The organism is Candidatus Latescibacter sp. IFSED24 (assembly GCF_058273205.1).
This window is the reverse complement of sequence record NZ_CM177850.1, coordinates 2,765,715-2,787,066: the sequence shown is the minus strand read 5'-3', so window position 1 is coordinate 2,787,066 and position 21,352 is coordinate 2,765,715. Positions and strand designations below refer to the sequence as shown.

Annotated in this window: 13 protein-coding genes, 1 pseudogene and 1 other annotated feature; of the genes and pseudogenes, 8 read left to right on the top strand and 6 right to left on the bottom strand. The window is 57.6% G+C overall.

The window, feature by feature from the left end; genetic code table 11:
* The first annotated feature begins 710 nt into the window (after positions 1–710).
* The 4 genes from IFSED24_RS11290 to IFSED24_RS11275 all read left to right on the top strand — a co-directional run bounded on the left by IFSED24_RS11290 (position 711) and on the right by IFSED24_RS11275 (position 7,098).
* Positions 711–1,826, top strand: coding sequence for a CapA family protein (locus tag IFSED24_RS11290; RefSeq protein ID WP_491331565.1), 1,116 nt, complete (start codon positions 711–713; stop codon positions 1,824–1,826).
* A 27-nt stretch (positions 1,827–1,853) separates the two neighbouring features.
* Positions 1,854–3,083: a glycosyltransferase family 4 protein gene (locus IFSED24_RS11285; protein ID WP_491331564.1), complete on the top strand. Its 1,230-nt coding sequence runs from the start codon at positions 1,854–1,856 to the stop codon at positions 3,081–3,083.
* Between the two features lie 40 nt (positions 3,084–3,123).
* Positions 3,124–4,578 carry an O-antigen ligase family protein gene (locus IFSED24_RS11280; RefSeq protein WP_491331563.1) on the top strand — a complete coding sequence of 485 codons (1,455 nt, stop codon included), beginning with the start codon at positions 3,124–3,126 and terminating at the stop codon, positions 4,576–4,578.
* A 918-nt stretch (positions 4,579–5,496) separates the two neighbouring features.
* Positions 5,497–7,098 (top strand): glycosyltransferase family 39 protein, encoded by a 1,602-nt coding sequence (locus IFSED24_RS11275; RefSeq protein ID WP_491331562.1) that lies wholly within the window; start codon positions 5,497–5,499, stop codon positions 7,096–7,098.
* Between the two features lie 100 nt (positions 7,099–7,198).
* Here the strand turns inward: IFSED24_RS11275 and IFSED24_RS11270 are convergent.
* Positions 7,199–8,421 (bottom strand): annotated as a pseudogene (locus IFSED24_RS11270) (IS3 family transposase).
* Positions 8,078–8,194: a sequence feature (AL1L pseudoknot), on the bottom strand. Its footprint overlaps the pseudogene before it by 117 nt.
* A 220-nt stretch (positions 8,422–8,641) precedes the next feature.
* Here IFSED24_RS11270 and IFSED24_RS11265 point away from each other — a divergent pair.
* The 3 genes from IFSED24_RS11265 to IFSED24_RS11255 all read left to right on the top strand — a co-directional run bounded on the left by IFSED24_RS11265 (position 8,642) and on the right by IFSED24_RS11255 (position 13,749).
* Positions 8,642–9,256 (top strand): serine O-acetyltransferase, encoded by a 615-nt coding sequence (locus IFSED24_RS11265; RefSeq protein ID WP_491331561.1) that lies wholly within the window; start codon positions 8,642–8,644, stop codon positions 9,254–9,256.
* Positions 9,257–9,881: 625 nt separating this feature from the next.
* Positions 9,882–11,489: a hypothetical protein gene (locus tag IFSED24_RS11260; RefSeq protein WP_491331560.1), complete on the top strand. Its 1,608-nt coding sequence runs from the start codon at positions 9,882–9,884 to the stop codon at positions 11,487–11,489.
* A complete protein-coding gene (locus tag IFSED24_RS11255; RefSeq protein WP_491331559.1) occupies positions 11,479–13,749 on the top strand; it encodes an acyltransferase family protein in 2,271 nt (756 codons plus the stop codon). The genes IFSED24_RS11260 and IFSED24_RS11255 overlap by 11 nt, the downstream gene beginning before the upstream one ends.
* On the opposite strand, the gene IFSED24_RS11250 is transcribed toward IFSED24_RS11255, so the two are convergent.
* From IFSED24_RS11250 to IFSED24_RS11235, 4 genes are read right to left on the bottom strand one after another with little or no spacing between them, the layout of a single operon-like run.
* Positions 13,723–14,727 carry a polysaccharide deacetylase family protein gene (locus IFSED24_RS11250; protein ID WP_491331558.1) on the bottom strand — a complete coding sequence of 335 codons (1,005 nt, stop codon included), beginning with the start codon at positions 14,725–14,727 and terminating at the stop codon, positions 13,723–13,725. The genes IFSED24_RS11255 and IFSED24_RS11250 overlap by 27 nt on opposite strands.
* The gene (locus tag IFSED24_RS11245) at positions 14,727–16,058 is read right to left on the bottom strand and encodes an NAD(P)/FAD-dependent oxidoreductase (RefSeq protein WP_491331557.1); all 1,332 of its coding nucleotides are present in this window, start codon (positions 16,056–16,058) and stop codon (positions 14,727–14,729) included. The genes IFSED24_RS11250 and IFSED24_RS11245 overlap by 1 nt, the downstream gene beginning before the upstream one ends.
* Before the next feature lie 44 nt (positions 16,059–16,102).
* Positions 16,103–17,254: a glycosyltransferase family 2 protein gene (locus IFSED24_RS11240; RefSeq protein WP_491331556.1), complete on the bottom strand. Its 1,152-nt coding sequence runs from the start codon at positions 17,252–17,254 to the stop codon at positions 16,103–16,105.
* Between the two features lie 22 nt (positions 17,255–17,276).
* Entirely contained in the window at positions 17,277–18,350 is a 1,074-nt protein-coding gene (locus IFSED24_RS11235) for a lysylphosphatidylglycerol synthase transmembrane domain-containing protein (RefSeq protein WP_491331555.1), read from the bottom strand.
* A gap of 158 nt (positions 18,351–18,508) precedes the next feature.
* On the opposite strand from IFSED24_RS11235, the gene wecB reads away from it, so the two are divergent.
* Positions 18,509–19,618 carry a non-hydrolyzing UDP-N-acetylglucosamine 2-epimerase gene (gene wecB, locus IFSED24_RS11230; protein ID WP_491331554.1) on the top strand — a complete coding sequence of 370 codons (1,110 nt, stop codon included), beginning with the start codon at positions 18,509–18,511 and terminating at the stop codon, positions 19,616–19,618.
* On the opposite strand, the gene IFSED24_RS11225 is transcribed toward wecB, so the two are convergent.
* Entirely contained in the window at positions 19,615–21,351 is a 1,737-nt protein-coding gene (locus IFSED24_RS11225; protein ID WP_491331553.1) for a nucleotide sugar dehydrogenase, read from the bottom strand. The two genes, wecB and IFSED24_RS11225, sit on opposite strands and share 4 nt — an antisense overlap.
* Position 21,352 lies beyond the last annotated feature (1 nt).

Sequence of the window (21,352 nt, the reverse complement as noted above, 5' to 3'; positions counted from 1 at the left end):
AGAGTTGAATTATTGGCGGTGACCTATTGTGCAGTCCGCGGATCTAAAATAGCCTGCGGGGAGACGGCGAGGCCTGCGGGCGGCGGCGCGTGGCCCGGGTGATGAGGCAGGCCAAGATCAGGGCGACCTACAGCTTCAAGAATCTGCTGTATGTTGGGGATAAGCCGAACATGTAGACCACAATAGTCTTGTGACAAGTTTTGGAGGTTGTTCAGCTAAGGGCTGTCCGGGTGACCAGAATTACGTTTGTCTTGACCTAGGCCGGATTTGTCTACTTGGTTTCTGGGATGGACTTGTACTCACAGGAGATTGACGGATGGTCGATGAAGACGAGATTGCAGCGGGTGATCGTTCTCGACTATCAGTTCATGGCAGTTTGGCGAACCAGGCCGAAGCGCCGAGCCCTTGTCCGCTCAGATCAGAACTCGTAGTTCGGGAGCTTATGAAGAAACACTAGCTCTAACTCGAATGCGGCGTTGCATCAGTTTTGGTAGGGGCGCAGTGTTCAAGTCGTTTTTGGCTCGTTGGAGAAGATAGGGATAAGGTGAAGGGCTGGGATCTGTTATATTTTTTCATGTTGAGTAATTAATTGAGGCCTGTGAGAAAAATGTTTCGATCAAAAAAATGCGATTTATTAAAGTTATTGTTAACATTGTCGATGTATTTGCTACGGGAAGTTGTGAGTGCGATTGTTGTGTCCCCACTAGTTAATGGAGTGCAATGTGATTTCGACCAAACTGTCGGCCGTGGGTGACGTTTTTCTCGGTGATTCGACATTTACACTGGGGTGGGGAGCTGGTTCATCATTTGCGCGGATGAACCGGATGGTGCTATCCCGCCGCATCCGGCAACTAATTGGGACTTGCGACCATGCTTTTGCCAACGTAGAGACGGTACTTTCTCATGCGAATTATAGATCATTTTCGCTCGCAAGTTGTGAGATGCGAGGTCACCCTTCAGCTGCAGCTTTTTTGTCCGAGTGTGGTTGGGATATAGTGAATGTGGCCAATAACCACATCTTCCAACACGGGCAGCTGGCATACCAGGATACAATTAATCGATTAAGAGCCGCTGGACTTGACATCGTTGGCCATCGTGGGCCCAAAGGTGATATCCCAGTTCGAGTTCCGTCACCAATTGGCGACCTAGTTTTCATCGGGTTTTCGTTGCGACCGGAGCAATACCGCCCAAGGTCCAAAGCCCCTTACTCTCTTGTTAACAACGCAGATGAACTGATTGATCGAATTGCAGGGATTGTGAATTCTACAGAAGGGGTTGTGATAGTCTCTTTACATTGGGGTTATGAGTTCATGGAGGAGCCATCGATCTCACAGCAAAACCTAGCTCACCGCATTTGTGATTTGGGTGTAAGAGTAATCTTGGGACATCATCCTCACGTCGTGCAAGGCATAGAAGAATATGGTGGATCATTAATTGTCTATTCATTGGGGAACTTTATTTTCGACTTGTTGGACGATAGGTCTAAGCGTTCCGCGGTTTTAAAGATGGAACTTGGGGCCGATGGGGCGAACAAATGGGACCTTCAGCCAGTAAAAATATTATCTGACTGCTTCCCTGAAGCGATGATGGATGATGAATCCGAGGTGTATTTGGCTGAATTTACTACTCTGTGTAACAGATTGAAGACAGGCCGGTTGCCAATGGATGAGGAACTTGATTCAAGGATGCGAAGCTATTATTCGGATTTTAGTAGATGTAACTATCTATACTTCTTGAAGAATCTATTGAAATACAATCCAATGTTGTCTGGCCAGGTAGTCGGCCGGGCAATTTTGCGCCGAATGAAGCTAATGCGCAATCCTTGAGACCTTGGACTGAGATTGGAAAGACTGATGAACATTTTGGTTTTAGCAGACATCGTGCCGTATCCTCCAAATACGGGGATCAAGATCCGGACATACAATATCGTCAAACAATTGGCCCGGAAGAGAAATCAGGTCTTTCTTATATGCTTCAACCATAGAATATTTTTGGATACTGAAAGAAAGAAAGAAGATGCGATAGGTCATTTAAGGGATTTTTGCAAAGAAGTTCACATACTGGAGATTCCCTCCGAGCGGAGTGCACTGTTTTCGGCTTGGTTGCTCTTTCGAAACATATTCGAACGGGACCCATACAGAGTGCGACGTTACTATTCTGAAGAATGTATAAGATTGATTCATGATATCAATAACAGATTTACAATCGACTTGCTGCACTTAGATAAGACTGAATTCTATATTTATACCAAGCAACTTCCTGGGGTGCTGGCTGTTCCAACCAACCACAACGTTGAATCATTGTTATTTTATCGAAGAGCTAGGCACGAGGTGAGCTTTGGTCGTCGTCTATTTGCCTGGCTGCAGTACTTTAAAACTCGAACTTATGAAAAAAAGGCTCTTCTAGCTGTTCCGGGATACATCGTATGTACGGATCTTGATCGCCAGTATTTTTTCAATAACATTGGTGTCAATACCCCCGCGAGAGTAATTGATAATGGTGTCGATGTGAATTATTACTATCCGCGAGCTGAGAGAGAAAATTACTTTATAATTATTGGAGCGCAGTGCAAGGAAGCCACAGCCAATTATGATGCTTCCGTCTATTTTCGCGAGCAGATTTGGCCCGAGGCCCGGCGATTGGGTGTGCCCCTAAAGATCGTTGGACGCAATCCTGACCCGTACATTCAACAATGGGGCGAGCAAGATGATCTTGTTGATGTAGTTGGATTTGTGGAAGACGAAAGAGATTTGTTGGGCAAGGCTTTAGCACTGCTGGTTCCTTTGAGAGTGGGCGGTGGAAGCAGATTAAAGATTTTGACTGCAATGGCAATGGGGATTTGTGTGATTTCAACAAAGATTGGTGCTGAGGGGATCGAATGCGAACCAGGGCGAGATATTCTTTTTGCTGACGAACCCAGCGAATTCGTCTCCAAAATGTCATTTTTGGCTGAAGACATAAGGCATTCTTATGAAATCGGGCAAAGTGCGCGTATGCGTGCAGAAAAGGTTTATGACTGGGACCAGATCGGGTGTCGGCTAAATGAATATTATCAGTACCTGCTTGATGGGTGGAGGGGCTAGATCTTGAGAGTTTATTTGCACTTTTTTGGAGGTATGCAAGATGGCTGATGCCAGAGGTGTAGCGCCAGCCTCTTGGACTGCGTCGAAATTTGATTCCAGAGATAATCATGCTATTTCGCTGGTTGGTAAAGTTAATAGTTACGCTGAACAACCGGTTATTTTCATGGGCCTGTTCCTATTGTTTGTGATTGCTTGGTATATGAATTGGGGTGGTAGAAGAGATATATTTGCTGCAATACGCTTCGAGTTTGTTTTAGGCTGTATATTGTTAATTGTCAGCTCTGCCTTGTTGGCGAAACGGCATATAGATTTCAAACAATCCCGTTCAATTATTATTAGCGCGGGTATGCTATTACTTGTTATGGCAAGTCAGGTTCCATTTGCTATTGATCCAGTGGCGGCAAATTTTGCCTTCTTCGAGCGCGGTGTCGTGAAATTCGTCATGATGGCTTGCTTCATCGCTGTTTTTTGCCAAAGTCCTAGAACTATTTTATGGTTTTTGCTGGCGTTCTTGTTTGCGTGCTTTTATGTCACGCAGGAGTCTGTCCAGGGGTTAATATCTGGAGGTCTCTATTGGCAAAACCAAGGAGTCATGCGATTACATGGTTCAGTACGGATGTATGCGCACCCAAATAGTCTTGCTGGACTTGCCATGGGAGTAATCCCATTCGTTATTTTTTTATTTCCGGTAATAAGTTCAAAAATTATTCGTTTGGGTTTTATGGTAGTATTCAGTACCTCGCTCATTTGTGTCGTATTTTCTGGCTCCAGAACATCATACGTTGCTATTATCGCTTTCCTTTTTTATTGGTGGCTTTTATCGCGACGGAAAATTCGCTTTCTATTCCTCTGTTTTGCTATAATGGTTGTAGCATACCCCGTTTTGCCCGACCAATATCGCCAAAGGTTTATGAGTATTTCAGGTGAAGAAGCTGAGGGCAACTCGAAGGCTGCACGAATTCAGATTGTCAAAGATGCATGGCAAATTTTCTTAGATCATCCAGCAGGTGTTGGAGTGGCTTCATTTCCAGCAATTCGTGAGAAGTATTTTGGCTTGAAGCAGGATACTCACAACCTCTACTTGGAGGTTGCAACGAATTTGGGTGTCCAGGGATTAGTGGTATTTTTGGTATTTATATTTTTCCTCCTGCGAGGAAATTACATGGTGCATCGATTTCTAGCAAGCAGAGTGCGTGAATTTAGGCCTTACCTTGCATGTTCTTACCTGAGCGCACCTGTCAGGCTGGCGATTCGCAAATACTTGTCCGACAACGTATTTCTAATCGCAGCCACAAAGGCTGTGTCTGGATTTGTTTTTGTAAGGTTAGTTCTTGGATTATTTGGTATGGATATGTATGAAATCTACTGGTGGTTTTCCGTGGGACTAACTGTGTCTTTGATAAATATAGTCTCAGCAAAAATAGTAAGAACACGCTACTTGCGTCTGTGTATAGATCGCGAAATTATTACTAATACAGAAGGACAGAAGTTATAAGATAATATTGGCTCTGCTAAATTAGAAATTTTTCAAGTTTGCAGTTAAGTAGGTGGGAAATGAATTACATTTTACTAAGCAACAAGGTTTAACTAGGCGAGACTGTGTTGCGTCTGATAGAGAGTCATAAACAATATGACCGTTCTGTACTCATTGCAGATCTTGATCATATTAGATCTGAAAAGAAAACGTTGGGCCTCCCTGGGTTGCATCGATATATAGTCGGAGGAGGACTGTCTCTTGTGCTATGGTCTCGCATTGTGTCAAGAGGTGATGGGATGTGAACAAAAGCAAATGTTTAGAAATAGAAGACAGCGTGACGATTGTGCGTCACTTTGCGTTCTTAGCGTTGATGGTCCATCACAGGATTGCTGGATGATAGCCACGGCAGGGTGAAGATTAGATTGAGTGATGGTTTAAGTGTTGGATGGTTAGCGGGCGCTTTGCCTTATAAGGCTGTAAGCGAATGGGATAGCCAAGATCGAAATATTCTGGTAGGTGACCATTCCCAAACAGGTCAAGTTTGTGGTATATTATGTCTATGAATGGCCAAATCGCTGGGCACGTATGCATGCTAGAATGTTTCCCCTAGGTTTTTCGCGCTGAGATGTACTGCTTACGTGGCCTGTCGACGTTTTATGCTCGCCGATGCAAAGTTATTGTAGATCATTAATGGCAGTTGTGCGACTTTACATTATAGATAGTCGTAGGCAAATGAAATAATATGGGATCAAAACTTCATTAGAGGCGCAATAGTACAAGATAAGTTATGGTAAGCCAAGGTGAAGTAGGTGAGAGACTGTGATTCCTTTTGTCGCTAGAAGAATGGAATAGTTCATTGTTGAGCAGAACAAGAAATAATCAAATATTTAATAAAGTACAAAGGTACACTGACTATAATTATGGGATGATGTGTTAATGCAACTATGTAATTGCATTAATAAAGCAGCCTCATCAATTTCCTGTGGTTTTCGTAAAGGGCTTATAAGTGTTCGAGTGAATTACTTCGGTGTGGTATTTTTATTTATTATAGTCCATATAGCACTTGCTGTATATTTTAGTAGTTACCTTTCACCGTCTGTCGATGAACCCTTCACGCTCAATACAACCGGTTATGGTTTTAATTTTGCGGTCAAGCAATCCGTTGAATTTGAAATGCAGCCACCATTATACTTCGCAATATTGAGTCTTTGGCGTAATCTCCTCGGTGATTCATTACTGGTGGCAAGAAATTTCTCTGCTTTGTGCACAGCTATAATGCTATTAGTTATTGCAAGGTTAATGTCCATAGTACTGGATCAAGCTAAAAGTTTCTTGGTGGTATCCTTTATTGCATTTCATCCGTTTATATTTTGGGCGGCTACAATTGCTCGTTGCTACGCTCTATTGATGCTGGAATCCGCGTCCTTGTTATTGTTATTTCAGGTCTGCTACGGCAGTAAAAAGCCAAGGTTGATCGCCTATGTGATATTCACCTTGATTGTGGTTGCAGGTCTCTATACGCAATACTATTTCATTTTTCTTATTTGCGCATTGTTCTTGTACATGGTTTTTATTAAGAGGCAGCGACGTGCGACTAGGAGCTTTATGATCATGATGGCTATTGTGGCAATTCTCTACTTGCCTGCTGTTACAATTGTGATTCGTAATATTGTGGAGCATCGGGCGTTGGCCTCGTCATTTAAGCCGATCGATGATTCACTCAGAAACTTATTCTATTCACTGCGCGCTGCTCTTGTTCCTTTGCCGCGGCATATGAATATTACTGATGTTTTGACTGATGCGCGGGATATTCTATTTAACCTTGTAACGCTTGCGGTTATAGTTTACGGGGCGTTTATTTACTCGAAGTTGCGTGAGGCTCAAAAGGGCATTATACATACAACACTTCTTTCGCTTATGTTATTTGCTGTTGCAGCTTTATTTATTCGCTATGAACTCATTCAGGCAAGGCATCTCGCTGCGTTGGTGCCGCCTGCGATTGTTGCTTTCTCTATAATAATATTGTGTTCCAATTTTGGTTTAATGAGAATACTGTATATAGTTATAGTGATTGCGATGTTTTCTATGTCACTGGTAATTAATATCGCAAGTGATCATTCCAGCTTTGCCAAAGATGTCATTGCATACTTGCAAGATAATGTTCCCTCCGGTGAGCCCATTTATGGATTTCCTGCCCAGAGTTGTTTGCCATACAACGTAATTGGACAAACGTCTTTCGACATCCAACCAATTCCAAGACCATTTACATACACGACTAACCATATAGTGAAACAACGTATTGGATCGATTTCTGAGTTAGATTCAACTTTTGCGAATATGCAACCAGCTCAACGATTTTGGCTTCTCCTTCGCGGGGGTGGTAAACCTCTTGGAATTGATCTCGGGCGGGATACCCTCGAGCATTGGATCAATACACGATGCAGGGTTCTCGATACAAGTGCGATTAGGGACATTGATATTATTAGGCTTGAGCTTCGTCTGTTCCCTTTGGAAGAAGAGGAAAATTTGGGCTCTTGAAGCGAAGAAGGTCAGAAAGACATTTGCCATCTGCTTAATGCTGTCGATTTCTAGTGATAATCAAACATTGATGAAAAAGCCAAGCCCATCCAGTTGATATCTATTGGGTTAACATAGAGCCACCCCGGGTATCCTGGAGACAGTTACATGTTATTGCAACCTTACCGGCCGCGACTTCATAGCGAGTATAGCACGCCTCCGCAAACTTTCGTGGTTGGATGTTGAAGAACGGCTCGAGTAACCGCCGGTTGTTGAACCAGTCGACCCAGTCGGGCTCGCGAATACGACGTGCTCGCGGTGACGCTAAGGCCACTGCTTCCTGATCACTTCCGTCTTGAAGAGAACGATCACCGACTCGGCCATGTCATTGTCGCATGAGTGGCCGTCGCCGCCGACTGATGGCTCGATGCTGGCCTCCGACAGACGCTCTGTGTATCGGATCGAGAGATACTGCAAGCCACGGTCGTTGTGGTGGACCAGGCCGTCGAGGTCGGGGCTGGCGTAGATCGCCTGCTCCAGCGCGTCGAGCGCTAGGTCGCTGCGCAAGCAGGTCGAGGCCTGCCAGTCGACAAACAACCGAGAGAATACGTCGATAACAAACGCGACGTACAAGATGACTCGCCACGTCGCGACGTAGGTAAGATCGGCGAACCCTAGATGATTCTGTCGAGCGGCTGTGAAATCGCGATCGACGAGGTCGGCAGTGCGATCGGCCCCGTCGTTGGTTATCGTCGCTCCACAGCGCTTGCCGCGGATCGCGCCTTGCCGACCCATGACGCGCATGAGGGGGCTCGATAGTGCATCGCGCGACCAAAACGTCCTCGCGGCGCAACTGGCACCAGGTTTTTCGCGCGCTGTAGACCTCGAAATTGGCTTTCCAGACACGTCGTATCTCGCCGCGCCTCACGGCGTCGCGCTGAAGCCGAGGTGGCATGCGGCTCGGATCCCACTCGCGCGCTTTCTGCTCGTAGTAGGTCGACGGGGCGATCGGGAGCATGTCGGAGAACGGCTCGACACCGTATTCTTCGCGCTGTTCGTCGACGAACGCGACCGTCACTTCCGTTTGCGGTAGAGTTCCGTCTGGGCAAAATATGCCGACGCCTTGCGGAGGATCTCGTTGGTGCGCCGTAGCTCACGATTCTCACACTCGAGATCCTTGATCCTCGCCCGCTCATCGATGGTCAGTACGCAGGGCCGGTCGCTGTCGATCTCGGTCTGAAGCACCCTCCGACGGAGCGTCTCCGGTTTGCAGCCGATCTTGTTTGAGATCGAGACCAACGCCTGCCACTTCGATGCGTACTCTGGCTGGTGCTCGAGAACCATCAGCACGGCCCTCTCACGCACCTCGGCGAACACCTAGTTTGCTTGCTAATAACGGCATCCTCTCATTCGGTGGAGTTTCCGGCAATCCTGGGGCAGTTCAAATTGTAATTTGAGGCGATGTCTTGCTTACTAGGTAGCTTATCATATATTGTGTGATCTAAAGAGTTAAGATGTCAAGCTGCGGCTGATATCTGCTGGGTGCGCTACCTGTCGTATAGTTATGATAGGACAATGTGTTGAAATCCACTCCCGCGTTGTAGGAGAGAATTTTACTATGAGTTTTTGCGCTGACATCGCAAGATATCGAATGCTTGGGGCAAGAACGTCAACAGTACGACTTCTAATTGAAAACCAAGGACTCTGGGCACTGGCCTGCTACAGGTTTGGCAATTCTTTGAATCGACGACCGTTTCCGCCGATACTATGGCACTTCCTAAAGTTTATTTATTTTGCCTGGAATAAGCTGATAGAGATAACTACGGGAATTAGCCTTTCTCCAGATGCCACAATAGGCCATGGATTGTATATTGGCCATTTTGGGCAAATATTTGTTGGGTCAGGATGTGTGCTGGGAGATAACTGTAATATTTCGCAAGGAGTAACGATTGGGATCGCACGTCGAGGCGGGGAATGGGGTGTGCCATGCATCGGAGACCGTGTTTACATTGCTCCTGGAGCCAAGGTTATTGGTCCCATAAAAATTGGAGACGAGTGTGTCATAGGGGCAAATGCTGTAATGTCAAAGAATGCGCCTGATTTATCTGTCTGGGCTGGTGTTCCTGCCAGGATTATTGGTTGGGAAGGCAGTAAGGATTTCATAGGGAATCTGGACTAGAGAAGGATAAGGGACGTTTGGTGTCTCCGCACGATATCTCCCCGCTGCCTGCGACAGGTTTGAGTGTTAAAATTTTGAAGTCTTGACAGAAAACTGCAACCTGTTTTGGATTGAAAAAATAGTAGCTAACATTTGATCGGACAGGTTCCCTGTTCGTACTGGTTGTCTGGCAGATTAAATGTTAGCTACTACATGTCGGCGACACTGAGGCCGTTGAATTTCTTCCACCATCAATAGAACGTCAGCTGTCTTTTGACCAACTCACAGTAGATCTCCGGACCTTGGTGCCGGCGTTCGGCTGCCTAATGGCGAAGGCAATATTCTCCTCAGTGAACTTGACCTTCTTCATGCTGATACCTCCTGTATTCAAAGTACGGGAACGGCACAAAAAGCTCTAGTTAATCGTGGTTTTCAGTATATTTGGTGAAAGACTAAGATCAACATGTGAAAGTCGTCCAACATCAGGTGCCATATTCTTTGGGGCTCTCCTGTTGATCGGCTAAGTTACTTAACCATCCTTGATCTCCACCCTCAATTTCGAGTAGAATCCAGCTTGAATCATTTCAGTTGGTGATCCCATTACCACCGCAAGAATCAAGTTCTCCAATCAGGGAGCAGATTCTCCATGTTCCTGCTGGAAACACGTATTTCCGCTGCTGCGACGGTCGCTGCGATTTACCTTGTCATCTGGTTTTTACTGCACCGGAGAATAACACCCGTCTGGAGCAAAGCACCATACCTTGCGCCTCTTGCGGGCCTGCTGGCCCTCGCGGGCTTCAGTTACATCGCATATCATCATCTTATTTTCCCACTACAACTCGAATGCATGGAATTCACTGTCCTCCAGCACGCCTCTCGCCTGGCCACTGGTAATTACATTTATGCTCAACCCACGGCTGATTTCGTCGCTCTTGCATACAATCCAGGATACTATTTAGCAGTTTTACCATTCGTGGCATCTCTGGGCCAGACAGTCGTCGCCCTGCGTCTCCCCACCATTCTGGCTACCGCAGGAATCCTGCTCCTCTTCTTTGTCGAGGGACGACGCGCTTTCGGCGACTGGCGATGGGCCCTCTTCATCGTCGCCCTCCCCATCGTCGCCAGCAGGTCCTTCGATCTCTATCTCACCAAGGGCCATGGTGATTCGCTCCTGGTCCTCTGCCTGCTGTTCGCTGCCCGAACACTCGGCAAGGACAAAGGCGGGAGCAGGACCCGCCGTGATGTCGAAACGGCCTTGCTGCTCGCCGCCGCCTTCTGGTTCAAGCAGCACGGCGCCATCGTCGCGATCGGCGCTGCGGCTCTCATGGCCTGGCGTGATCGGCGGCAGGCTGTGCCGGCCTTCGTTGTCCTGACGGTCCTCGGTCCAGTCCTCTACCTTGCCGGACCGTTGATCTTCGGCCCCGACTTCCACGAGAGTACGTTCCATGTTCCGATGAGATGGTCGGACTGGAACATCGAGGGAGTTCTGCGTTACCTGAGCTATGTTGGTGACTGGTGGGCCATCCCGGCGCTGGTCGCCATCTTCGCGTGGTTCGAGGCCCTACGCTACAGAAGGCTCTCCGAGGACGGTTTCCTCTACCTGCTTCCCTTCATCGTCGGCACCGGCCTGATGGGGGCCCTCGACCGTGGCTCCAGCGACAACGTCTTCATCCCGACCGGGGCCTGGCTGCTGATCGTGATGGTGAGAACTCTGGGCCCACATTTCGCCGTTCCCGGCCATTCCTGGCGCCATGTGCTGGCCACATGCGCACTCCTCGTCTCGTTCGTCATGATGGCCAGCGATGTCCGGGAATGGCTGCCGGATCGAGGCTCTGACGAAGCCTACGCAGATTTCGTCGACTATGTGAAGGGACTGGGAGGCCCAGTGTTCGCCCCCGGCCTCGGCGATCTCCCGTTCCCTGCGCCCACGACGTCCCGGGCGAACTGGGTCGCCCTCGAGGACCGGGTCCGCACTCCCGGCTACCAGGCCCAGGAGTTCCCGTTCATCCGCGATGTTCTGGAACCCGTCTGGCGGGTGGATCCGCCCGCATTCCTGATCACCGGACAGCCCCTGCACAGCGACCGCATCCTCTCCTGGCTCGGCGAATATTACGTCCACCACGAGATCATCGGACCCCGTTTCGCGGCGCTGGCCGAACTCCCCTGTCGTTTCGGCCGGCGCGCTCCCCGCTACGTCTACAAGCGGATCGATACTCAGCCCCTCACCGACGGAGCCGCCCAGCATGACCAGTGATACCCAGCCCCCGGTGAGAGCCCACGTCGCCTGGCTCGACACGCTCAAGGGTCTCGCGATCCTCTGGATCTTCTGGAACCACCTTGCCGAACGTATCTGGGGGGGGGCCTACTTCGCCAATCCGACCCGGTTCTGGCCGGAGGTTTCGGAACGATTCGCCCAGGCGGCCCCATTGCCGATCACCGACCTGGGAGGCCTGCTGGCGAACCTCGTTCGCTATGTCGGCTGGCTTGGCGATCAGGGCGTGCAGCTCTTTCTCATCGCCAGCGGTTTCGGCCTCGCCTGGAGTCTGCTGCAGCGGGACGCCCAGCCTGGCCGCGCCCTGTTGGGCTGGTTCTATCGCCGCCGCCTGCTCCGTCTCTATCCCACCTGGTGGGCCGCCCATCTCCTGCTCGCGGTGCCGGCCTTCATGCTGGGCTGGGAGATCATCTCCATCGATTCCCGCGCCGTGCTGAGCGTGCTCGGATTACGCCTCACGCCGGCCAGCTTCTATGCCATCGTTCCCGCCTGGTGGTTCATCGGTCTAATCCTCCAGCTCTACGCCGTGTTCCCCTTGCTCTGGCTGATCCAGCGCCGCTGGGGCGCCGCGCGGCTGCTCGTGCTTGCTTTGGCCGTCGGCTTCGCGAGCCGGCTCTGGGGCATCTATGCCCTCGCAGGCTGGCTCGACCCCTGGCTCCGCGGCATCGCCTTCGTCACGCGGCTCCCCGAGTTCGTCCTCGGTATGGTCGCCGCCGAGCTGTTTTTATGCCACGCGGACCGGGTCAAGCGCTGGCTGTCCTGGCCCCTGGTCGTGCCGTTGCTCGTGGTCTACGCCGGGGCGAACCTGGCGTCGTTCTACCTGCTTGGAAATGCCTTCTCCACGTTCCTGACCGGCCTGACCCTCTTCTGGCTGTTCCTCATCATCTCGCCGTCCCGCCGCGCGGGCAACCTGACCACCGCAGACGTCCCGCTGGCCTGGTGCGGCCGACACTCCTACGCGATCTTCCTCGTGCACCATCCCCTGATCATGCTCTTCATGCCGCGGCACGAGTTCCACTGGCTCCCGCTCATCCTCGCCGTGGGGCTCACGGTGCCGGTGGCGCTCCTGCTGGAAAGGTTTGCCGACTGGGGGCAGCAGCTGGTCGTCAAGGCCTGGACGGGCGGGCGCTGGTTCGGCCTCGCTCGCACGGGCGTGTTGGCCGCCGTGGCGCTGGTGGTCCTGGTGTTCGGCAGCGAGTATCTCGTGCGCCAGCTCGATCCCCAGGAGGTCCTGGGCTGGGGCGAGCGGCGCAGCTTGCAGCCCGACGAGGATCTCGGTTATCGCATGATCACCGCCGGCGACGTCCGCCTGCGCTGGCAGGGCTACGACTACCGCGTGCAGACGAACGATCTCGGTTTCCCGGCGCCCGGCTATCCCGAGACCAAGGTCGACGGCACGGTGCGGATCCTCACCCTGGGCGATGCCTTCACCAGCGCCGAGGGCGTGGACACGGACCAGGCCTGGCCGCGGATCCTGGAGGCGGACCTCAACGAGGCGTCCCCGGGGGCCACGCGCTTCGAGGTGCTCAATTTCGGGGTCACCGGCTACGGCCCCCAGCACTATGCCCTGCTGGCCGAGAAATTCGTGCCCCGCTTCTCGCCCGACCTCGTGGTGGTCGGCTTCTTCGTCAACGATTTCAGCGATGTCGAGGTGTCCTTGGCAGGATTCCGGGAGGGGATCGGCTTCGCGAGCACCCCCCAGGACGGGCTGCGTTCCTACCGGCGCCCGCACCATCTGCGCGACTGGTTCGCCTACTGGGTCGCCCGCCCCTACCGGGAGATCGCCTGCGGCTCCCCGCGCGGCATCGGTCGCTTCTGGGGCCAGGTCGCCCAGTTCAGCGTCGACAATCTTCCTGACGACGACCCCCGCCTCGATCTCGTCCGCCAGAAGCTCGCCCGGATCCGTGACGTCTGCCAGCAGCACGGCGCCCAGGTCCTCATGCTCCTGATCCCCGCCTCGATCCAGGTCGAGCCGCGCGAGAACCTGCCCTACATCCCGCGGGGGCTCGACTACGCCGACACCACCCTCCACGACCTCGACCGCCCGCAGGCCCGCGCCCGCAAGATCGCCACGGACCTGGGCTTCGACGTGCTCGACCTGCGCGACGTCTTCGCCAGGGAGCACGAGCAGCCGCTCTATCCACGCCGCAACATGCACTGGACGGTCTATGCCCACGAGGTGGTGGGCCGCGCGGTGGCGCAGGAAGTGCTGAAGCTAGAGGCCGCCGGGAGCGGCCACTGACGCCCGTACCGGAACCTGACGGATCTCGCGACCAGCGAGCGACTCCGCCTGCCCCTCCATGGTCACCACCCGGAACCCCCGCGCGATCTCCCCGAGCACCCGCTTGAACACTGCCCGCTTCCGGGCCGCAGGCACGTCCATTCCCGGAAAGAATCCCAGCTCCGGGGCGTCTTCACCCGCAAGCAGATCCAGCGGGTGTAGCAGGTAGGACGGCGGCGTTCCGGTGGTCCGGCAGAGCTGCAACCCGAACCGCAGGTAGCTCATCATCAGCGTCTCGCTGATCCGGCTGAGGTAGAGCAGGTAGCTCAGGTGGAACGGGGTCCGCACCAGCGGAATCGTCGACACCGGGATCTCCAGCAGCGTCCGGCTCCCGGGAAGTCCGGTCCACCGGTACGGCTGCAACGGCCGCTTCACGTCGGCGAACGACCCGAACAGCCCGGCCCGACGCCGCCGCTCCTCGGCATCGATCTTCGCGGTCCGGAAGTAGTACCACCGCGCCAGCGGTCCGATCCAGGTGGGCAGCGTCGAGGCGTCGAGCAGATAGTCCCGCTCGGCCAGCGCGCTCAGCAACTCGGGACTCCAGGAGAATCCCGGTCCCCGGAACGCTCGCGGTCGCCGGCCGGTGATCGCCCCGATGGCGGCCTCGGCCTGGTCCAGTTCGCAATCGATCTGCTCGGGCGTGTAGAGGTGCAGCCACGATTCGTGCTCGTGCGAGTGGTTGCCGATCTCGTGCCCCGCCGCGACGATCCGCTCCAGGTAGGGCACGTTGCGCTGGTCCTCGGCATCGGCGCCGACCACGAAGAAGGTGATCCGCAGATCCAGCTCGGCGAGCACGTCCAGGACCAGGGGCACGAACACCGGCAGGTAGGTCGGGCGTTTCTCCCACTCGGGGTCGCCGTGGACTTTCAGGTAGGACCACAGATTGTCCAGATCCAGCGACACGCTGGCCAGGGGGCGGTTGTCGTTCACGGAGGGCATCAGGCGGCGGCTCCTGGGAAGAGGGGCATACGTTCCAGGAGAGTCGGCAGCGCCTGCTCGACCACGCCCAGCGTCTCATTCACGTTCAAGGTCCCGTTGGGGATCTGCGCCGAGTTCACCACGAACACGCCCGGAAGCGAGGTCTCGACAGGCGGCATGAGCTCGCGGGAATAGCGCAAGGTCGACAGTGCCAGCACCGACCGTGCCCGTGAAACCTGGAAATCGACGACGTCATCGGCCGCCAGGTCTGGGTGCAGCCGGCGCAACGCGGGCTCAAAAAGATCGCGCACTTCGTCGTCGGAGCGCTGCCAGAACGGATCGTCCTGGGCCAGGTAGCGAGGCAAGTAGACCAGTGAGTGCCCGCCGAATGCGGCGCGGTCCACCAGGGCGGTCATCTCGATGACCGCGGTGAACGGCAGGTCCGCATCGGCGATATTGGTGATGTAGTAATCGGTCAGCGGCTTGCGCAGCAGCACCGAGGCGCAGCAGATACCCTGGTAGGTCACGGCCGCGAGACGGGTCCGCTCGGCTTCAGAAAGGTCGGGGCAGATGTCCGGGATCAGATTGCAGGGGAGCGTGAACACGGCCGCATCGAAGTCCTCGACGCCAGGATCCTGGCCGAGGTGGAGAGTGACGCCGGTCGCAGTCTCCCGGGCATCCACCCTGGAGACCGGCGCGCCTGTCCGGAGGCTCACGCCGTGGTCCCGACAGCGCGTCGCCAGGCGTTCCAGCACGGTGCCGTATCCGCCCTCCACATACCCGAACTGCTCCTGCTTCATCCCCGCCCGCCGCGCCGCGTACATCCGGGCGATGATCGCCCAGATGAAGGCGGCGCTGGCACGGGTGTGGTTCTCACCGAGCTTGGCGCGCAGCAGCGGTTGCCAGAGCCGCTCCACCACCCGGCGCCCCGACCAGCGGCCCAGCCAGTCGAGGGCGGTCTGCTCCTCGAGGGCTCGCCAGTCACGCAAGCGCGAGGCGTAGAGGATGGTGGTGGCCAGCCGGGCCTTGTCCAGCAGGTTGATGGGGGGGAAGCGCAGGAAGTCCAGCGGCGTCGACAGCGAGACCAGACGCTCATCCACGTAGAAGCCGGTCCGGGTGGTCTGCCAGCGGAGCTGGTCGCTCAGGTCCAGCTCGGCCAGCAGGGCGCGCAGGCGGAGGTCGGACATGAGGATGACGTGGTAGAAGCGGTCCCAGCTATACGGGCCCAGACGCGCCGATCCCGCCAGGCCGCCGAAGGACGGGGCTGCCTCGAAGACCGTGGGCCGATGGCCCCGTTCAGCCAGGCGCAGGCCAAGGGTCAGGCCGAGGATGCCGCCTCCGATGACAGCCACGCGACGTGACGAGCCGTCCCCTGCGGCCGATGCCTCGTGGTGCGTCACGCTGGAGGACCGCCGTCGTGATCGCCGACCTCGAGCGGAATCCTATCCTCCCCGCAGGCCTGGACGCTGCTCGGCGGGATGGTGGGGGGGCCCACTCGCTCGCGGATCGCCGAGCAGAGGTGGAAGACCTCCTCGTAGTTCCGCTTGGCCTGGTAGGAGACGAAACCGAGGCTGATCAGCTGCAAGGCGATCAGCGCGGTGATGCCGCCCACGAAGAAGGCGTGGGGACGGTCGTGGAACACCTGGGCCAGCGCCGTCGAGATCTGGTCGTCGAAATATGGTCCCGGGGGCGTGGTCTGGTAGACTTCGATCACGTTGATCCCGGTCCAGATCGCCACGTAGAGCGCCAGGGCGGAGAGCAGGAAACCCGGCAGCACGAAGAACATGAAGGGGCGGAAGACGAAGCCGGCCAGCACGTAGGTGACGATGCCCTTGAACACCCGGAAGCTCGAGATGCGCCGGATGGTGGACTGGTTCTGCAGGGTCCAGTTGAGGTGGGCGGGGATCTCCACGATCCGGCCCCGCAACAGCAGGGTCTTGTAGAGGATCTCGGTGTTGATGTCCACGCTGAGCGCGCGCAGGTTGAGGGCGCGCAGGAAGCGGCCGTCGTAGGCGCGGACCATGCCGGTCAGGGTGTGGACCCCGGCCTGGGGCGCGAAGAAGACCAGGAACCAGTTGGCTGCCCGGCTGAGGAAGGCGCGCAGCGGGGGCACGCCGGTGACCTGGCCGCCCTTCATGTAGGGCGAGGCCACCGCCACCTCGGCCCGGGTTGCGGCCAGGGTCTCCACCAGCCGCTCGATGTGCCCGGTGTCGTAGCTGAGGTCGCAGTCCAGGGTCACGATGTAGTCGCCGGCCGCCTGCTTGAATCCCGTGCGCAGCGCCTGGCCTAGGCCGAGGTTGACCGGGTGGCGGATCACGCGGACGCCGGTGTGATCGGCGGCGAACCGCTCGGCGATGGTGGCGGTGTCGTCGCTGCTGCCGTCGTCCACCACCAGGATCTCGCAGCGATAGCGGGGGGCGAGGTCGCACAGATGCTCGTAGATCTGCCGCAGGTTGGTGCCGAGCAGGTCGGATTCGTTGTAGGCAGGGATCAGCACCGACACGAGGGGACGGTCCATGGTGTCCTCGGAACGGGTGGTGTTGGTCATGGATGATCCTCCCACAGCGCGATCATGGATCCAGGCGCTGCTGCCAACCTAAACCGCCGTGATCCTGGGGGCAAGCATTCCCGCGCGGCTTGAAGCGGAGGCCGCCGCGCATGACGCTCACCGCGCCGGCGGCAGCCAGGGGAAGCCAGTCGAGGGCGTGGACCACCAGACCGGCGACCAGGGCCGTGGATTCCTCGACGCCGAAGATGCTCATCAACCCCACCTTCATGGCGTAGTGGAAGGTGCCGGCGCCCCCCGGCGTGGGGATGCTGAAACCCACCATGAGAATCGGCAGCATCACCAGCATTCCAGCCACTGGCAGGTCGACCCCGCAGGCCACGATGCCGAGGTGCATGCCGGCGGCGATCACGGTCCAGACCAGCACGCTCTCGGCGAAGACGACGGCCAGCCCGCGCCAGGTGCCGAGCGCCGACAAACCGGGCAGGAGAGCCGCCAAGCCGTGCAGCAGCTTGGCGGAGAGCCCGTGGGTGGATCGGGCTTCGCGGCCGGTGAGCCAGGAACCGACCTCCACCCGCCAGCGCCCCAGCAGGTGCAATGCCACGAGGGCCATGAGGCCGAGACAGAGCGCCGCCAGTCCCAGGATCCGGAAGCGCGCCAGCCAATCCGGCGTCTCGGCGCCTGGCAGGCGGTCCAGGCCGGTCCACGCCTCGGGGAGCGCCAGTCCCAGCGCCCCGAAGCACAGCACCGTCAGCAGGTCCAGCACCGCGCGCTCGGCGCCCACCGTGGCCAGCACGGCTCCCAGCGGGATCCGGTTCCGCCGGCTCACCAGGGCAGGTCTGACGATCTCGCCCACCCGCCCGGGCAACAGACTCATCATGTAGCCGATGGCCGTGGCGGAGAACAGCTCGCCCAGGGGCACCGTCGGCGCCACCGGCCGCAGCAACCGTCGCCAGCGCACCGATCGCACGTACAGGTGCAGCACTCCCGAGGCCATGAACAACAGGAGCAGGGGAATGCTGGCCCGACGGATCTGGGCCACGAGCGTGTCGAGATCGGTGTCGCGGAAGCCGAGCCAGAGGAAAAGCAAGGCCAGGAGCGGGCCCACGATCCAGTTCACCACGCGGGCTCTCGTCACGTTCGGTCTCCTCGTGGTGGAGAAAACCGTGCCAGGCCGTCCTCAGGGTGTATCATGTCGGCTGACCTCGGCCCCGGAAGGTCGTCATTGAGGAACCCGCCGATCTTCGGTCGCGCCGGTTCCCAGGGATTCGCAGATTTGGCCAGGAGTCGCTCCCCGTGTCCAAGACCACCCCCCTGATCCTCTCCATCGTCGGCGCCCGTCCCCAGTTCGTCAAGCTCGGCCCCGTGAGCAGGGCCCTCCGCGCCGCCGGCCTGCGCGAACTGGTGCTGCACACCGGACAGCATTACGACGCCACCATGTCGGCGGCCTTCTTCGCCGAGTTCCAGCTCCCCGAGCCCGACGTGCATCTCGGGATCGCCTCGCCCGGGCCGGTCCGCCAGCTCGGCGACATGCTGCCGGCGCTCGCCCGGACCATGGACGAGTGCCGCCCCGATCTGGTCCTGGTCTTCGGCGACACCACCTCCACCATCGCGGCCGCCCTGGCCGCGAGCTACGCCGGGATCCCACTGGCCCATGTGGAGGCGGGCATGCGCTCGTTCGTTCCAGACATGCCCGAGGAGATCGCCCGGGTGGTCACCGACCGCCTGTCCGCCCTCTGGCTGACCGCCAGCGCCACGGCGGGCGAGAACCTCCTGCGCGAGGGATTGGGTCCGGTGGACTTCGTGGGGGATACCATGTTCGACGTGCTGCGAGGCGTCCTGCCGCGGCTCGACGACCAGCCGGCCATCCTGGCGCGATTCGACTTCGCACCCGGAGAATTCGCGCTGCTCACCTTGCACCGGGCCGCCAATACCGACGATCCCACTAGCCTGGCCGGCATCATGTCCGCCATGGCCGATCTCGGGTTGCCGGTAGTGTTCCCCATCCACCCTCGGACCAGGGTGGCCCTGCGGCAGCACGGCCTCGAGCACCTGCTCGCCGTTCCCAATCTGCACGTGACCGAGCCCCTGCCATACCTCGACACCATGGTCCTGGCGCGCCACGCCCGCCGGGTGTTCACCGACTCCGGCGGCCTGCAGAAGGAAGCGCTCTACCTGGGCACGCCCTGCACCACGCTGCGCGAGGAGACCGAGTGGACCGAGACCGTGACCTGCGGCTGGAACGTTTTGGCCGGCGCGGACACGGCGCGCGTGGTCGCCAGCCTGGAGATGAAACCGCCCACCACAATCCCGCCACAGCCGTACGGTGACGGCCACGCCGGCGAGGCCATCGCCGCGCGGCTCCTGCGGTGGTTCGCCACCGGCCAGGAGCCGGACGGCGCCTAGCGGCTGGCGAGCCAACGCCGAGCCCGTGTGGCGAGTTGCGAGGTGAGCCGGTCGCCGGCGGCAGGCCACGCCGGGGTCACAGCATCAGGGTCGGCGACCACGCAGCCGGTGGTGCAGGTGGCGGCCAGCCGCTGGACCTCGGTGAAGGCCACGCGCTCGAACGCGGTGGCGGCGTGGACCTCGTTCAGGGCCTGGACCAGCGCTCGGACCTCGCCAGCGGCTCCCCGTTCCACCAATCGGAAGGCGCGGGCCACCTCGTCGCCGAGTTCCGGCTCCGGTTTCCGGTGACCACGGCCCAGCCCGGTGTAGGGGAGGGATAGCTCCTGAGCCATGGCCGGCGGGATCAGGTTGCACCCATCGAACAGTCCAGCCGCCCTGGGAGCCTGGGTCGTGATGTCCGCGATCTCGTCGCGGTAGACCCGGTGGGGCGCACAGAGAATCAGCAGGTCGGCGTCGGCGAGCGCGTCGTCACGGTCGCTGGTGAAGGCGTCGTCCAGGCCGCTGCGGAGGAGATTCTGGTCACCTGGCCGGACGTAGGGGTCGTGCAGGACGATCTCGGCGCCGCGTTGCCGCAGGACCGTCGCCAGCGTCAGGGTCGGCGAGTTCCGCGTGTCCTCGCTATCGCCCCGGTAGGCCACGCCGAGCAGGGCCACCCGCTTGCCGGAGACCGGACCGAACGCCGCCGTGAGCCGATCCGCCGCGAAGGCCGGCGCGGCATCGTTGATCTCCCGGGCGCCGAGGATCAGGCTGTCGGCCACGGGCAGGTCGAGGTCCCGGCAGCGCCACCAGAGCAGAATGCCATCCTTGGGCAGGCAGTGCCCGCCGACGCCGATGGTCGGCACTAGCACGCCGCCCGTGGGCACGGTCACGGCATCCCCGCTGGCGTCGTCGGCCTGCCCGATGGTCTCGTTGACCTGATCGCGGAGGGCGAAGAAGTCGATGTCCTGAGCCTCGCAGTACCGCATCACCTCGGCGGCGAAGGCGATGCGCACGTCGCGGTAGGCGTTCTCCAGCGTCTTGACCACCTCGGCGGTCATGCTGTTGGTCTGGAGCAGCGCGCCGCCGGTGACGATGTGCCCGTACAGTTCGGCCACCAGGCCCGGCGTCGCCGGCTGCAGGCCGGCCACCAGCTTGTCGGATTCGCGGATCCGCTGGACGAGCCGTCCGGGCATCACCCGGTTGGGGCTGTTGGCCAGCAGCACGTCGCGGCCCTCCACCAGGCCCTCCCGCTCGAAACGTTCCTTGACCACCGTGGTCATGCTCGATGGCGCCAGGGTCGAATCGATGACCACGAGCGGGACGTTGCCCTCGGGACGCTTCCGGAAGGCACGGGCCAGGCCGTCGAGGCCGGCGAAGAGCGGCCCATAATCTGGGCCATCGCCATCCTTGTCGGTCTGGATGCAGACCAGGACGACGTCGGCGTCGGCCGCCTCGTTCACGTCGTGGGTGGCCGAAAGCACGCCGTCGGCGACGGCCTGGCGCACCACGTCGTCGAGGCCGGGCTCCACGCCGCCGATGACCGAGCGGCCCTCGTTGATCGCCGCCACCTTCCAGCCCGAGGTGGGGGAGTCGCGCTGGATGACCAGCACCTGCGCAGGGGACTCCTGACCGATCCGCGGCTTGGCGGCCGCCAGCAGGGCCGCCATGGGCATGCCCACGATACCGGGACCGAGGAGCGCGATCTTGCGCACCTGCCAGCTGGCGACCTGCCCGTCCTGGAACGCGAGCGGCATG